Here is a 13,806-nt window from a genome sequence, read left to right on the forward strand (position 1 = left end):
CTCCTGCCAATTCCTCATAACAAGAGGAGCTTTAATGCCGCAACGCGATAGCGCGGGCGCGGCATTATAAGCGGGCGGTGCTGGCTATGTAATAGCTTTTTAATTGCACCGGTTGGTAAGGTGCCATTACTTATTTCAGGCCGGATACCACGCGGCTTTCCGGCGATGTGGAGGCCTGGAAAGCGCTGCCGTTGGCATAGATTCTGTCGCCCAGGGCGCGCAGGCCGATGATCTGACGATCCTGATCGATGCGGATTTTAAGCGGTGCGACACCGGGTGCGGTAGGCAGATTGATCATGTGCTCGCCTTTCTTCAGCCGTAGGCGCAGTACCTGGGTGAGGTTGGGCAGGGTGCGCCAGGTGCGGGTGTCTGCGTGCTCGAATCCATCGTAATGGGTCACATAGGACGCCTTGGCCGGGTTGCGCCGATTGTCGGTGCCCTGGACGTCTGCCGCCAGGAACGCGCGATACGTGGTGCGCTGGATGATCCCGGGCATGTCGTCACGCAGAGTGCGCAAGGACATGTCGGTAATGTTGTTGACCGTGATCAGCTTCTTTGGACGACCGTCGAGGCTGATCTGATCGAAGGGTGGGGTGGACGTGTCGGGCACCATCACCGGAAACGACACATTGGCCACGATCACCTGACCGTCCTCAAGCTTCACCGGATACGGCACTCGCACCGAACTGCGAGCCGGCGCCAGCCCGCTTTGCACGATGATCAGCACATCGCTTTCGCCCGCCTTGAGCCCGGGGCTGTCGAGGTCATGCAATGCCTGTTGGAAGAACGGCATGTCAGGACGCAGTTCTATGGCCTGACGGTAACCGGGTGCGGCCAGATCCTTTTCACCCAGGGCTTCATAAGTGAAGCCGGCCAGATAGTGGCTGAACGCACTTTGATAGCCGTTCTTCAGAGCGATGACCGCCGGCGAGTCCAGCATGACCACCGGGTAACCTTGCAGATCCTTGTAATGCACACGCGCGCCTTGGGCCTTGGCGGCGTTTTCAATGCGCTCGTATTCCAGCTCCCGTTGCCGGGCGATCATTGTTTCGCGTTCGTGGGTTTTCTTGATGTCCGCACGGGCACCGTCGAAGTCATTCACGGCCAACTGATTCAAGGCCATTTGCGTGGTCAGCATGACCTTTTCATAGTCGTAACCATCGTAGCGACGAATCTTGTCGTTGATGATGCTGCCCCATTGATTGCCCAGGGCGGACAGCAACTTGTCGCCGGCGGTTTCTATGGTGTCCTGACGCTGGATCACCATCTGTTCGGCGCTGCGCCAGGCGACCTGACTTTGCGGCAACTCCCCGGCAGCGCTGAGTACCGCGCCTTTCTCGAAGTAATACAGCAGGTCTTTTTCTTCATCCGGGTTATGCGCCTCGATCAGGGCCAGCGCACCGTTGGTGTCGCCCGCTTTCAACTGATCGGTGGTCTGTTGCAGTTCCAGGTCGTAATTGCGGTAGGCCCCGCAACCGCTCAATTGCAAGACGATGCTGAACAACAGGGAAAACAGCAGGCAATGGCGCATGGCGAGGGGTTCTTCCTTGAACAGAAGGGCGGCTGAAGTGGCGCATTATAGTGGGAGATGATGGCTAATTGCCGGGCAGATTTTTTGACATGGTCTGTGCAAAAGTTGCACAGATCATGTGCCAATACTGCCGTGGTCAGGCCGTTTGCGGATTTCTAGACTTGGCCCGACTTATACGCCTCTCTACAGGAACCGCGTCATGACTCTCTCGCAAACGTATCGCTGCAGCTCAGTTTTCAGAATCCTGTTCGCCAGTCTTGGTCTCGCTGCGGTCAGCAGTGCGATGGCCAGTACTGCACCGGATGCTCATCCAACCCTTCGTGCAATATCCGGCGCGGCGCCGATCGAACGCCTCGACCCGAAGACCACCGCGCTGGTGGTGATCGATTTCCAGAACGAGTACTTCAGCGGACGCCTGCCGATTCCCGACGGCATCGCAGCCATGAACAAGGCCCGTGAGCTGATCCGCTTTGCCGATCAGGCGAAGATTCCAGTGTTCCAGGTCCAGCACGTCGCGCCCGCCGGTTCGCCAGTGTTCGCACAGGGCGGCGAGACCGTGAAGTTTCATCCGCTGATGCAGCCGAGGGCGCAGGATCACGTGCTGCAAAAGACAACGGTCAGCGTGTTCGCCAGCACCGATCTCGATCGGCAGCTCAAGCAGGCCGGCATCAAGACCGTGATTTTCGCCGGGCTGATGACCCACGCCTGCGTTGCCGGCGGTGCCCGGGACGCTGCGCCGTTGGGCTATCAGGTCGTGGTAGCATCCGATGCTTCGGCGACCCGGGCGATCACCCGCGTCAACGGCGACACCGTCGACAAGGACAGCCTGCACCGCGCGGCGCTGGCCGAAATCGAAGACACCTTCGGTGACGTCATGACCACGCAGCAGATCGTTCGCCTGCCACTCGACTGAGGGCTTCGATGAATCAGCTGTTGGCCATGCGCGCGTTCCGTTGCATCGTCGAGTGTCGCGGCTTCACTGCCGCCGCCGAGCGGCTCGACACCACGCATTCGACGATCTCCCGCCAGCTCCAGCAACTGGAGGCGGAGCTCGGCACGCGCCTGATCAACCGCAACACCCGGCGCTTCAGCCTGACCACGGCCGGGCAGCAGTATTACGCCGCGTGCGTGGACATTCTCGATCGCGTCGATCAGGCCGCACTGGCGGTCGGGCAGGCCCGTGAGACACCCAGTGGGCTTTTGCGCATCAGCGCGCCGGTGGTGATCGGCACGCTGGAGCTGGCGTGCTGGTTGCCGGCGTTTCAGCAGCGATATCCGGAGGTTGAGGTCGATCTGTCCTGCGATGACCGTTTTGTCGACCTGATCGCCGAAGGCTTCGATGTCGCGCTGCGCATCTGCGGGCCGCTGGCGGATTCATCCTTGGTGGCGCGTCTGCTGACGGTATCCGAGCTGGTGCTGGTGGCCTCGCCGACCTACGTCGCGCGACACGGTCTGGTGCGCCAGGTCAGTGAGCTGGCCGAACATCAATTGCTCGCGTTCGCCGGCGGTGGCGACTGGTCGCTGACCGATGCGCGCGGGCTGACGACAGCGGTGCGGGCTCAGGGGCGGTTCAAGGCGGACTCGATCAGCTCGCTGCATGCGGCGGCGCTGGCCGGTGTCGGGATTGCCGCGTTCACCCGGGCCACGGTGCAGGACGATCTGTTGCGTGGCCGGCTGGTGCAGATCCTGCCCAACTACAGCCTCGGTCAGCGGCATTACTACGCGCTCTATCCTCACGCCCGGCATGTGGCGCTGAAGGTGCAGGTGTTCGTCGAATTCATGGCCGAACACTACCGCAAGGCGAGTGCACCCTTGCGCTAAAAGCCGTCGGGCCGCCAAGAAAGCTTGAGGGAAACGCGCTCGACGTGAACAATATGTAACTTCGCATTTCCACTTGAGACTCATTCATGACTGCCGCGTCCCGATTTCTGGCCTGGCTGGTGTTCCCGTTGTGCGCCCTGAGCAGCTTCAATCTGCTGGCCGACACCGTGGAAGGCGCGCCGCAAGCGCTGCACCTGCTCGATTACATCAGCGCCGATTACCCGCCGACGGTACAGGCAGGCAAGGTCATCGACGACGGCGAATACCGCGAGCAGCTGGAGTTCACCCAGGTGCTGCAAGGGCTGATCGCCGGCCTGCCTGCCAAGCCTGAGAAAGCGGCTCTCGAACAGGGCGTCACCGCCTTGCACGCCGCGATCTCGGCGAAACAGGACGGCGCGGACGTCGCCCGTCAGGCCCGGCAACTGGGGGCGAAACTGGCGGTGGCTTATGAAGTCAGCCAGGCCCCGATCATCACCCCTGATCCGACCCGTGGTGCGCCGTTGTACGCGCAAAACTGCTCGGTGTGTCACGGCGACACCGGTGCCGGCGACGGCCCGGCGGGTCTCGGCATGACGCCGGCGCCGGCCAATCTGCGCGACGCTGCGCGGATGGATCACCTGAGCCTGTACGCGATCTACAGCACCCTCGGCCAGGGCGTCGAAGGCACTGACATGCCGGCGTTCGCCGATCAACTGGATGACCGTCAGCGTTGGGACCTGGCGACCTACATCGCACAGTTCAGCGCCGATCCGGCCACGGCCAAATCCGACAAGACCTACAATATCGCCGACCTGGCCCGCCAGACCCCGGCCGAAGTGCAGGCTGCCGAAGGCGCTGAAGCCGCCGCGATCTTCCGTGTACAACGGGCGCAGCCGCCGCAGGTCAAGCGCGGCCCGGCGCAGTTGCTCGACTACACCGCCGCGACGCTGGACAAGAGCCTGGCGGCGTACCGCGCCGGTGAGCACGATCAGGCCTATGACCTGTCGGTGGCGGCGTATCTGGAAGGCTTCGAACTGGTCGAAAGCTCGCTGGACAACGTCGACGCCAACGTGCGCAAGGACACCGAAAAATCCCTGATGGCCTATCGGCAATCGCTGCAGGACGGCTTGCCGGTGGAGCAGGCCGAGCAGCGTCTGGACGCGGCCAAGGCCAAACTCAAGGAATCCGCCGGCCTGTTGGGAAGCGATGGTCTGAGCTGGTCGCTGAGCTACATCTCCGGTCTGCTGATTCTGCTGCGCGAAGGTCTGGAAGCGATTCTGGTGCTGGCAGCGATCCTCGCGTTCCTGCGCAACACCGGCCAGCAATCGGCGGTGCGCAGCGTAAACGTCGGTTGGGGGCTGGCGCTGCTGGCCGGCCTCGGCACCTGGGCACTGGCGGCGTATGTGATCGACGTCAGCGGTTCCCAGCGTGAACTGCTCGAAGGCGCCACGGCGCTGTTCGCCAGCATCATGGTGTTGTGGCTCGGGGTGTGGATGCACGACCGTCGGCACGCGGCGGCCTGGCAGGATTACATCAAGCAGAGCCTGGTTGGCGGAGGCGGGCGTTTCGGTTTCGCGATCCTGGCGTTCTTCTCGGTGTACCGCGAACTGTTCGAAGTGATCCTGTTCTACGAAACCCTTTGGCTGCAGGCCGGCCCTGCCGGGCATAACGCGGTACTCGCCGGCGGCGCGACGGCGCTGGTGCTGCTGTTCGGTCTGGCGTGGGTGATTCTGCGCGGCTCGGCGAAACTGCCGCTGACGCTGTTCTTCAGCATCAACGCAGCGCTGCTCTGTGCGTTGTCGGTGGTATTCGCCGGCCACGGCGTGAAGGCGTTGCAGGAAGCCGGGATGTTCGGCACCCGGCCGGTGGCGTTCTTCGATTTCGACTGGCTGGGCATTCATGCCGATGCCTATTCGCTGACGGCGCAGGCCGTGGCGATTGCGGCGATTATCGTGCTGTACGGTCGCAGTTGGGTGGCTGAAAAGCGCCGCATGGCGGCTTGAGATGATGCGCGTATGGATCGATGCCGACGCCTGCCCGAAGATGGCCAAGGAGCTGGTGGTCAAGTTCGCCCTCAAGCGCCGCTTCGAAGTGGTGCTGGTGGCGGGGCAGCCGCAGAGCAAACCGGCGCTGGCGATCGTCAAGCTGATCGTGGTGCCGAGCGGCCCGGATGCGGCGGATGATTATCTGGTGGAACACGCGGTGCCGGGTGAACTGGTGATCTGCAGTGACATCCCGCTGGCCGACCGGCTGGTGAAGAAGGGCGTGGCGGCGCTGGACCCGCGCGGCAAGGAGTTCGACGCGCAGAACATGGGTGAGCGGCTGGCGACACGCAACCTGTTCACCGATCTGCGAGAGCAGGGGCAGGTCAGCGGCGGCCCGGCACCGTTCGGTGACCGTGAGAAGCAGGCGTTCGCCAATGCGCTGGACCGGATCCTGACACGGCTGGCGCGCCAATCCTGAGTTGATTGATCGTTCCCAAGCTCTGCCTGGGAATGCCTCTCGGGACGCTCCGCGTCCCAGCCTCACCACCGATGCAAGGCAGACGCGGAGCGTCCAAGGCTGCATTCCCACGCGGAGCCTGGGAACGATCGCTATCGCCGGTCAGGCGTCGTTTTCGTGGGTCAGCTCAAGCACCCGATCCACCAGCTTGTTGATCCCCGAAGCCGCCTCGCTGATCGACTGCGCCAGCATGTACGCCGGGGTGGTCACCAGTTTGCGCGCCTTGTCTTCGACGATATCGGTCACCGCGCAGTCTTCATGGGTGGCGCCCATCTTGTTCATGGCGGCGGCCGTGTCGGCATCGTTGCCGATGGTGCAGGTCACGCCCGGGCCGTAGATCTTCGCGGCCAGTGCCGGCGAGATGCAGATCAGGCCCACCGGTTTGCCCGCTTCGGCAAAGGCTTCGGCCAGCGCCAGCACTTGCGGCTGTACGGTGCAGCCGGCGCCTTCGATGGCGAAGTTCGACAGATTCTTCGCCGCACCGAAACCGCCTGGCACGATCAGCGCATCGAAGTCCTCGACATCGGCCTCACGCAGATCCTTGACGTTACCCCGGGCGATGCGTGCCGATTCCACCAGCACGTTGCGCGATTCGGGCATTTCTTCACCGGTCAGGTGGTTGATCACATGCAATTGCGCGATGTTCGGGGCGAAGCACTGCACCTGTGCGCCGCGCTGGTCAAGGCGTAACAGGGTAATGACGCTTTCGTAGATCTCGGCGCCGTCGTACACGCCGCAACCGGACAGGATCACTGCAACTTTTTTGCTCATGGGTTTCTCTCCAGATTCATGGCGCTAAATGTCCTCTAATTTGTCGTTCGTTGCCATAGGATCAAGCCGCGGCTACACCTAGGATCTGTGCTACAGATTCCGACCAGGGCGCGTCATGAACTTCATCCTGTATGCGGTACCGTTTTTCTTCGTGTTGATTGCGGTGGAGCTCATCGCCGACCGCTGGCGCGGGGTGAGCAACTATCGCCTGGCCGATGCGGTGAGCAGCATCAGCACCGGGGTGTTGTCGACCACCACCGGCCTGTTGACCAAGGGCGTGGGCCTGGTGACCTATGCGTTTGCCCTGGAGCATCTGGCGCTGGTCAGGTTGCCTGCGGACAGCGTCTGGGTCTGGGTGTTTGCCTTTGTCTTCTATGACTTCTGCTATTACTGGCTGCATCGCATGGGCCATGAACGCAACATCCTCTGGGCCGCGCATTCGGTGCATCACCAGAGCGAGGACTACAACCTTTCCACGGCCTTGCGCCAGACCAGCACCGGGTTCCTGCTGAGCTGGATCTTCTACCTGCCGATGGCCGTGCTCGGGGTGCCGCTGCTGGTGTTTGTCAGCGTTGCGGCGCTGAATCTGCTGTATCAGTTCTGGGTCCACACCCGGCACATTCCCAAGCTCGGCTGGTTCGAGTGGTGCTTCGTCACGCCATCCAATCATCGGGCCCACCATGCACAGAACGCTCTCTACATGGATCGCAACTACGGCGGGGTGTTCATTATTTGGGACCGTCTGTTCGGCTCGTTTCAGGAAGAGGATGACAACGAACCGGTGATTTTCGGCGTGACCACGCCGCTGGCGAGCTGGAATCCGTTATGGGCCAACCTGCAGTTCTACGCGCAGCTGTGGGGCGACGCGCGCCGGGCCGAGCGTACGTGGGACAAGATCCGGATCTGGTTCATGCGCACCGGCTGGCGTCCGGCGGACGTCGCGGCGAAGTACCCGATGAGCAAGCCTGACCTGAGTCAGTTCCGCAAGTTCGAGGTGCCGCTGGACTGCCGTCAGCAGTGGTACGTGGGGTTGCAGTTCGGCGTCTATGTCGCGCTGGGCAGTTATCTGATGAATCTGGAACACAGCCTGCCCACCGGAGCATTGCTGCTCGGCTGGGGCGCGGTGGCCTTCGGTTTGTTCGTGTTGGGCGTGGCCCTTGAGAATCGCCCGTGGGCGGGGAGGCTGGAAGTGCTGCGGCTGGCATCGAATCTGCCGCTGGTGTGGCTGGCGCCGCTGGTCGGACTCTGGCCGGCCAGCCCGGGAATGTGGGTCGGCCTGCTCAGTTACAGCCTGCTCAGCGGCATCGGGCTGTATTGCTGCCGCCAGCGACTTACTCGGCTGGCGTCTTAGGGTCGGCGGTCTTGGCCATTTCGGCTTTGTGCCGTTCGGCCTTGGCCAATTGCTCGGCCTGTTCTTCTTCGTAGACCTTTTTCGCCAGCCGGGCATTCTTGAACCGGCGGCGCAGCCACAGGCCCAGGCCAAGCACCAGCAGCGCGCCCAGTACCCACAACTCATACTTCTTGATGCTGCCGAGCATGCCTTCGAGCACGGCGCCGAAGTGGTAGGCGGCAGCGGCCAGGGCGGTGGCCCAGATCGCAGCGCCGATACCGTTGAGCAGCAGATAACGTCCCGGCGGATAGCCCGACAGGCCGATCGCCACCGGCATCACCGTGCGCAGGCCGTACACGAAGCGAAAGCTCAGGACCCAGATGTCCGGGTGCTTGCGGATGTGTTCCAGCGCGCGGTCGCCCATCATCTGCCAGCGCGGTTTGCGCGCCAGTAATTTGCGCCCGTGTTTGCGGCCCAGGAAGTACCACAGCTGATCGCCGGCATAGCTGCCGAAGAACGCCACGACCACCACCAGTTTGATGTCCATGTATTCACGGAACGCGAGGAAGCCCGCGAGCACCAGGATGGTTTCGCCTTCGAAAAACGTCCCGAGAAACAGGGCAAAGTAGCCGAAGTCATGCAGAAATTGTTGGAGCATTGTCTGGGTGCTGGCGAAATGAACGCGCAGCCTAACCCTTCGGACACATTCAGGAAAGTGTCGAAATGTGTCTCGACGTGAACATTTCCTACGCTGAGAATGGAATGCGGCTACACGTCACAGGTCTCACACAACTGTCATCTGTTCGTCATAATGGCCGTCTATAACTGTCACGCTCGCCCGTTTGCGCGGGCTCAGGAGTCTGCCGTGAGCTTTACCCCAGCCAACCGTCTGTTCCCTGCCACCCGCCTGCGTCGCAATCGCCGTGATGATTTTTCCCGTCGGCTGGTGCGTGAGAATGTGTTGACGGTCGATGACCTGATCCTGCCGGTGTTCGTGCTCGACGGTGAAAACCGCCGCGAAGCCGTGGCCTCGATGCCGGGTGTCGAGCGCCTGACCATCGACCTGCTGCTTGAAGAAGCCGCCAAATGGGTCGAGCTGGGAATTCCGGCGCTGGCGCTGTTTCCGGTTACCCCGCCCGAACTCAAATCCCTCGATGCCGCCGAAGCCTGGAACCCCGAAGGTATCGCCCAGCGAGCCACCCGTGCGCTGCGTGACCGATTCCCCGAGCTGGGCGTGATCACCGACGTCGCCCTCGACCCGTTCACCACTCACGGTCAGGACGGCATTCTCGATGAAGAAGGCTACGTGCAGAACGACATCACCGTCGATGCACTGGTCAAACAGGCCTTGTCCCACGCCGCTGCGGGCGCCCAGGTGGTTGCCCCGTCGGACATGATGGACGGCCGCATCCAGGCGATCCGCGAAGCGCTGGAACTGGCTGGCCACGTCAACGTGCGGATCATGGCCTACTCGGCCAAGTACGCGAGCGCCTATTACGGCCCGTTCCGCGATGCCGTGGGTTCGGCCGCGAACCTGGGCAAGGCGAACAAGGCCTCCTATCAGATGGACCCGGCCAACAGCGACGAAGCGCTGCACGAAGTGGGCGCGGACTTGTCTGAAGGCGCGGACATGGTCATGGTCAAACCCGGCATGCCGTACCTGGACATTTTGTTCCGGGTAAAAGATGCCTTCAAAGTGCCGACCTTCGTCTATCAGGTCAGCGGCGAATACGCCATGCACATGGCGGCGATCCAGAATGGCTGGTTGAGCGAAGGCGTGATCCTCGAATCCCTGACCGCCTTTAAACGTGCCGGCGCTGATGGCATCCTGACTTACTTTGCTGTCCGTGCCGCTCAATTGTTACGAGAGCAGAAATAGCCCTCCCAGGAACATTCGATGAATACCGAAGGACTCACTGAAGTTGCCGTAAAAGAAGCTCAACCCGTGGTCGAGCAGATTACCGAAACCCCGCCGGAACTGGAGCCTGCGCCACCCGCGCCGGCAACCGAGCCTGCCACGGCGGTTCCGGCGATCGCGATTCCCGGCCTGGATGACAGCAGCCTGTACATCCACCGTGAGTTGTCGCAACTGCAGTTCAACATCCGCGTGCTGGAACAGGCGCTGGACGAGTCCTACCCGTTGCTGGAGCGGCTGAAGTTCCTGCTGATCTTCTCCAGCAACCTCGACGAATTCTTCGAAATCCGCGTCGCCGGCCTCAAGAAACAAATCACCTTCGCCCGTGAACAGGCCGGCGCCGACGGCCTGCAACCGCATCAGGCCCTGGCCCGCATCAGCGAACTGGTACACGGTCATGTCGACCGCCAGTACGCAATCCTCAACGACATCCTGCTGCCGGAGCTGGAAAAGCATCAGGTGCGCTTCATCCGTCGCCGTAACTGGACGACCAAGCTCAAGACCTGGGTGCGCCGCTATTTCCGCGACGAGATCGCACCGATCATCACCCCGATCGGTCTCGACCCGACGCACCCGTTCCCGTTGCTGGTGAACAAGAGCCTGAACTTCATCGTCGAGCTCGAAGGTATCGACGCCTTCGGCCGCGACTCCGGTCTGGCGATCATCCCGGCGCCGCGTCTGCTGCCGCGGATCATCAAGGTGCCGGAAGAAGTCGGCGGCCCTGGCGACAACTATGTGTTCCTTTCGTCGATGATCCACGCCCACGCCGATGACCTGTTCCAGGGCATGAAGGTGAAGGGCTGCTACCAGTTTCGTCTGACCCGGAACGCCGACCTTGCGCTCGACTCCGAAGACGTCGAAGACCTGGCCCGCGCCCTGCGTGGCGAGTTGTTCTCCCGTCGTTACGGTGACGCCGTGCGCCTGGAAGTCGCCGACACCTGTCCGAAACACCTGTCGGACTACCTGCTCAAGCAGTTCAACCTGAGCGAGACCGAGCTGTATCAGGTCAACGGCCCGGTGAACCTGACGCGTCTGTTCAGCATCACCGGTCTGGACAGCCATCCGGAGTTGCAATACACGCCGTTCACGCCGCAGATTCCGAAACTGCTGCAAAACAGCGAAAACATTTTCAGCGTGATCAGCAAGCAGGACATCCTGCTGCTGCACCCGTTCGAGTCGTTTACCCCGGTGGTCGACCTGCTGCGCCAGGCCGCGAAAGACCCACACGTTCTGGCCGTGCGCCAGACCCTGTACCGTTCCGGCGCCAACTCGGAAATCGTCGATGCGCTGGTGGACGCCGCGCGTAACGGCAAGGAAGTGACGGCGGTCATCGAGCTGCGTGCGCGCTTCGACGAAGAATCCAACCTGCAGCTGGCCAGCCGTCTGCAAGCGGCCGGTGCGGTGGTGATCTACGGCGTGGTCGGCTTCAAGACCCACGCCAAGATGATGCTGATCCTGCGCCGCGAGGCCGGCGAGATCGTGCGTTACGCGCACCTCGGCACCGGTAACTACCACGCCGGCAACGCCCGTCTGTACACCGACTACAGCCTGCTGACCTCCGACGACGCCTTGTGCGAAGACGTCGGCAAACTGTTCAGCCAGTTGATCGGCATGGGTAAAACGTTGCGCATGAAGAAGCTGCTGCATGCGCCGTTCACCCTGAAGAAGGGCATGCTCGACATGATCCTGCGCGAGACGCAATTCGCGCTCGACGGCAAACCGGCGCACATCATCGCCAAGTTCAACTCGCTGACCGATCCGAAGATCATCCGCGCGCTGTACAAAGCCAGCCAGTCCGGCGTCCGCATCGATCTGGTGGTGCGCGGCATGTGCTGCCTGCGTCCGGGCATCGCCGGGGTATCGCACAACATCCACGTGCGCTCGATCATCGGCCGCTTCCTTGAACACACCCGGGTTTTCTACTTCCTGAACGGCGGCGAGGAGCAGATGTTCCTGTCCAGCGCCGACTGGATGGAGCGCAACCTCGACAAGCGCGTCGAGACCTGCTTCCCGGTGGAAGGCAAGAAGCTGCTGACCCGGGTCAAGAAAGAGCTGGAGCTGTACCTGACCGACAACACCCACAGCTGGAGCCTGCAATCGGACGGCCGCTACATCCGCAATACGCCGACCGGCAACCAGAACCCGCGCAGTGCCCAGGCGACGTTGCTGGAGCGATTGGGCAGCCCGATTCTGCCGGTGAGCAGCTGACCGCAGATTTCATAGCCATAAAAAAGGCGATCCACCCGGATCGCCTTTTTTTGTGCCTGCCCGTTACTCAATGCACGGTCAGAACAACCCCCACCCGAGTCAGCCACTCCGCCTCAAGCCCGAAATCCGCCTGGGTCAGCTGGTTTTCATCCAGCCAGTTCTCCGGGAATTCCACGTCGAGGTTGTTGCCGTTGGCATGCAGTGTCACTTGCGGCATCGCCTGGGTACCACGGATGTGGTGGAACAGGATGGCGAAACGCAGCAGCACGCACAGGCGGATCAGCTTGTCGCCGTCGTCGCCGAACTCGGCAAACTTGTCCTTGGGGATGTTGCGGCGGTGGCCACGCACCAGCAGGGCGAGCATTTGCTGATCTTCGCGGGAGAACCCGGCGAGGTCCGAGTGCTCGATCAGGTAAGCGCCGTGCTTGTGGTAGTGATAGTGAGCGATGTCGAGCCCGACTTCGTGCACTTTCGCCGCCCAGCCCAGCAGTTCGCGCCAGATGCCGTCGTCCAGCTCCCAGTCCACGGCCACTTGATCAAACGCGTGCAAGGCTTTGCGCTCGACGCGCGCGGCCTGTTCCAGGTCGACGTGGTAGCGCTCCATCAGCGAGGTCAGGGTGCGTTCGCGCACGTCTTCGTGGTGATGGCGGCCGAGCAGGTCATACAGCACGCCTTCACGCAGCGCGCCTTCGCAGTGATCCATGCGTTGCAGTTCTAGGGCGTCGAAGATCGCTTCGAGAATCGCCAGACCTGCCGGGAAGATCGCCCGACGATCCGGCTTGATGCCTTCGAAATCGATCTTGTCGACATCGCCGAGCTTGAAGAGGCGGCGCTTGAGCCACGCCAGACCTTCTGCGTTCACTTCGCCGGTGCCGTGACCGCCGGCCTTCAGCGCTAGGCCGATGGCGCGGATGGTGCCCGAGGAGCCGATGGCTTCATCCCAGGTCAGGCGGTGCAGGGCGTGTTCGATGCTCATGATTTCCAGCCGCGCCGCCGTGTACGCCTGGGCGTAGCGCGCCGGGGTGATCTTGCCGTCCTTGAAATAGCGCTGGGTGAAGCTCACGCAGCCCATTTGCAGGCTTTCGCGCAGCAGCGGTTCGAAACGCTGGCCGATGATGAATTCGGTACTGCCGCCGCCGATGTCGGCGACCAGGCGTTTGCCCGGGGTGTCGGCGAGGGTGTGGGACACGCCAAGGTAGATCAGGCGGGCCTCTTCACGGCCGGAGATGACTTCCACCGGATGGCCGAGGATTTCTTCGGCGCGGCGGATGAATTCGCCACGGTTGCGCGCCTCGCGCAGGGCGTTGGTGCCGACGATCCGCACGGCGCCCAGTGGCATGCCGTTGATCAGTTGAGCAAAGCGCTTGAGACAGTCGAGGCCGCGCTGCATGGATTCTTCGTTGAGCTGACGCTCATCGTCGATGCCGGCGGCCAGCTGAACCTTTTCACCGAGCCGTTCGAGAATACGGATTTCGCCGTTCTGGGCCTTGGCCACGACCATATGGAAGCTGTTGGAGCCCAGGTCGATCGCGGCGATCAGGGACAGATTCTTGGCTTGGGATTGCGGCATGGTGTGGGGGTCTCGGTCGATAACCCCGACATCGTGCCACGATCAAACGCTGCCGCCAACGCGCATGGTTCAAACCCTTGATCCTGCGCATAAAAGCCAGGGACCGCTGTGCACTCAATGACGCTGATCGTTCCCACGCTCTGCGTGGGAATGCCTCAATGGACGCTCTGCGTCCGCTT

The 13,806-nt window shown here is 62.2% G+C and carries 11 protein-coding genes; 7 read left to right on the forward strand and 4 right to left on the reverse strand.

All coding sequences use genetic code 11. The annotated features are described in order from the left end of the window. Positions 1-130 precede the first annotated feature (130 nt). Complete coding sequence (locus L6D82_RS05005; protein ID WP_085746765.1) at positions 131-1,531, reverse strand: COG3014 family protein; 1,401 nt, start codon at positions 1,529-1,531, stop codon at positions 131-133. A gap of 199 nt (positions 1,532-1,730) precedes the next feature. Here L6D82_RS05005 and L6D82_RS05010 point away from each other — a divergent pair, with 199 nt between their 5' ends. The 4 genes from L6D82_RS05010 (at position 1,731) to L6D82_RS05025 (ending at position 5,794) form a co-directional block, all read left to right on the forward strand. Beyond that, positions 1,731-2,444: a cysteine hydrolase family protein gene (locus L6D82_RS05010; protein WP_236188245.1), complete on the forward strand. Its 714-nt coding sequence runs from the start codon at positions 1,731-1,733 to the stop codon at positions 2,442-2,444. Positions 2,445-2,452: 8 nt separating this feature from the next. Then, positions 2,453-3,352, forward strand: coding sequence for a LysR family transcriptional regulator (locus tag L6D82_RS05015; protein ID WP_085746764.1), 900 nt, complete (start codon positions 2,453-2,455; stop codon positions 3,350-3,352). Positions 3,353-3,438: 86 nt separating this feature from the next. Then, positions 3,439-5,334, forward strand: coding sequence for an FTR1 family protein (locus L6D82_RS05020; protein WP_236188246.1), 1,896 nt, complete (start codon positions 3,439-3,441; stop codon positions 5,332-5,334). Between the two features lie 4 nt (positions 5,335-5,338). After that, the gene (locus L6D82_RS05025; protein WP_085746828.1) at positions 5,339-5,794 is read left to right on the forward strand and encodes a YaiI/YqxD family protein; all 456 of its coding nucleotides are present in this window, start codon (positions 5,339-5,341) and stop codon (positions 5,792-5,794) included. 141 nt (positions 5,795-5,935) lie between these two features. Here the strand turns inward: L6D82_RS05025 and elbB are convergent, their stop codons facing one another. Beyond that, entirely contained in the window at positions 5,936-6,604 is a 669-nt protein-coding gene (elbB, locus tag L6D82_RS05030) for an isoprenoid biosynthesis glyoxalase ElbB (protein WP_102685843.1), read from the reverse strand. A 115-nt stretch (positions 6,605-6,719) separates the two neighbouring features. On the opposite strand from elbB, the gene L6D82_RS05035 reads away from it, so the two are divergent. Beyond that, entirely contained in the window at positions 6,720-7,955 is a 1,236-nt protein-coding gene (locus L6D82_RS05035) for a sterol desaturase family protein (RefSeq protein ID WP_085746761.1), read from the forward strand. On the opposite strand, the gene L6D82_RS05040 is transcribed toward L6D82_RS05035, so the two are convergent. After that, a complete protein-coding gene (locus L6D82_RS05040; RefSeq protein ID WP_085746760.1) occupies positions 7,936-8,592 on the reverse strand; it encodes a DedA family protein in 657 nt (218 codons plus the stop codon). The two genes, L6D82_RS05035 and L6D82_RS05040, sit on opposite strands and share 20 nt — an antisense overlap. A gap of 207 nt (positions 8,593-8,799) precedes the next feature. On the opposite strand from L6D82_RS05040, the gene hemB reads away from it, so the two are divergent. Together hemB and ppk1 are read left to right on the forward strand one after the other, a co-directional pair. Beyond that, positions 8,800-9,813 (forward strand): porphobilinogen synthase, encoded by a 1,014-nt coding sequence (gene hemB / locus L6D82_RS05045; protein ID WP_007951836.1) that lies wholly within the window; start codon positions 8,800-8,802, stop codon positions 9,811-9,813. An 18-nt stretch (positions 9,814-9,831) separates the two neighbouring features. After that, the gene (gene ppk1, locus L6D82_RS05050) at positions 9,832-12,057 is read left to right on the forward strand and encodes a polyphosphate kinase 1 (protein WP_085746759.1); all 2,226 of its coding nucleotides are present in this window, start codon (positions 9,832-9,834) and stop codon (positions 12,055-12,057) included. A 67-nt stretch (positions 12,058-12,124) separates the two neighbouring features. Here the strand turns inward: ppk1 and ppx are convergent, their stop codons facing one another. Beyond that, the gene (gene ppx / locus L6D82_RS05055) at positions 12,125-13,627 is read right to left on the reverse strand and encodes an exopolyphosphatase (RefSeq protein WP_129973016.1); all 1,503 of its coding nucleotides are present in this window, start codon (positions 13,625-13,627) and stop codon (positions 12,125-12,127) included. Positions 13,628-13,806 lie beyond the last annotated feature (179 nt).

The organism is Pseudomonas paraglycinae (genome assembly GCF_021601625.1).
In the GTDB taxonomy this organism is placed as follows: Bacteria; Pseudomonadota; Gammaproteobacteria; order Pseudomonadales; family Pseudomonadaceae; genus Aquipseudomonas; species Aquipseudomonas paraglycinae.

Bases quoted from the DNA above. Each gene is read 5' to 3' on its own strand.
- L6D82_RS05020 (WP_236188246.1), top strand. From the start codon at position 3,439: ATGACTGCCGCGTCCCGATTTCTGGCCTGGCTGGTGTTCCCGTTGTGC.
- L6D82_RS05040 (WP_085746760.1), bottom strand. From the start codon at position 8,592: ATGCTCCAACAATTTCTGCATGACTTCGGCTACTTTGCCCTGTTTCTC.
- L6D82_RS05005 (WP_085746765.1), bottom strand. From the start codon at position 1,531: ATGCGCCATTGCCTGCTGTTTTCCCTGTTGTTCAGCATCGTCTTGCAA.
- L6D82_RS05035 (WP_085746761.1), top strand. From the start codon at position 6,720: ATGAACTTCATCCTGTATGCGGTACCGTTTTTCTTCGTGTTGATTGCG.
- ppx (WP_129973016.1), bottom strand. From the start codon at position 13,627: ATGCCGCAATCCCAAGCCAAGAATCTGTCCCTGATCGCCGCGATCGAC.
- elbB (WP_102685843.1), bottom strand. From the start codon at position 6,604: ATGAGCAAAAAAGTTGCAGTGATCCTGTCCGGTTGCGGCGTGTACGAC.
- L6D82_RS05010 (WP_236188245.1), top strand. From the start codon at position 1,731: ATGACTCTCTCGCAAACGTATCGCTGCAGCTCAGTTTTCAGAATCCTG.
- ppk1 (WP_085746759.1), top strand. From the start codon at position 9,832: ATGAATACCGAAGGACTCACTGAAGTTGCCGTAAAAGAAGCTCAACCC.
- L6D82_RS05015 (WP_085746764.1), top strand. From the start codon at position 2,453: ATGAATCAGCTGTTGGCCATGCGCGCGTTCCGTTGCATCGTCGAGTGT.
- L6D82_RS05025 (WP_085746828.1), top strand. From the start codon at position 5,339: ATGCGCGTATGGATCGATGCCGACGCCTGCCCGAAGATGGCCAAGGAG.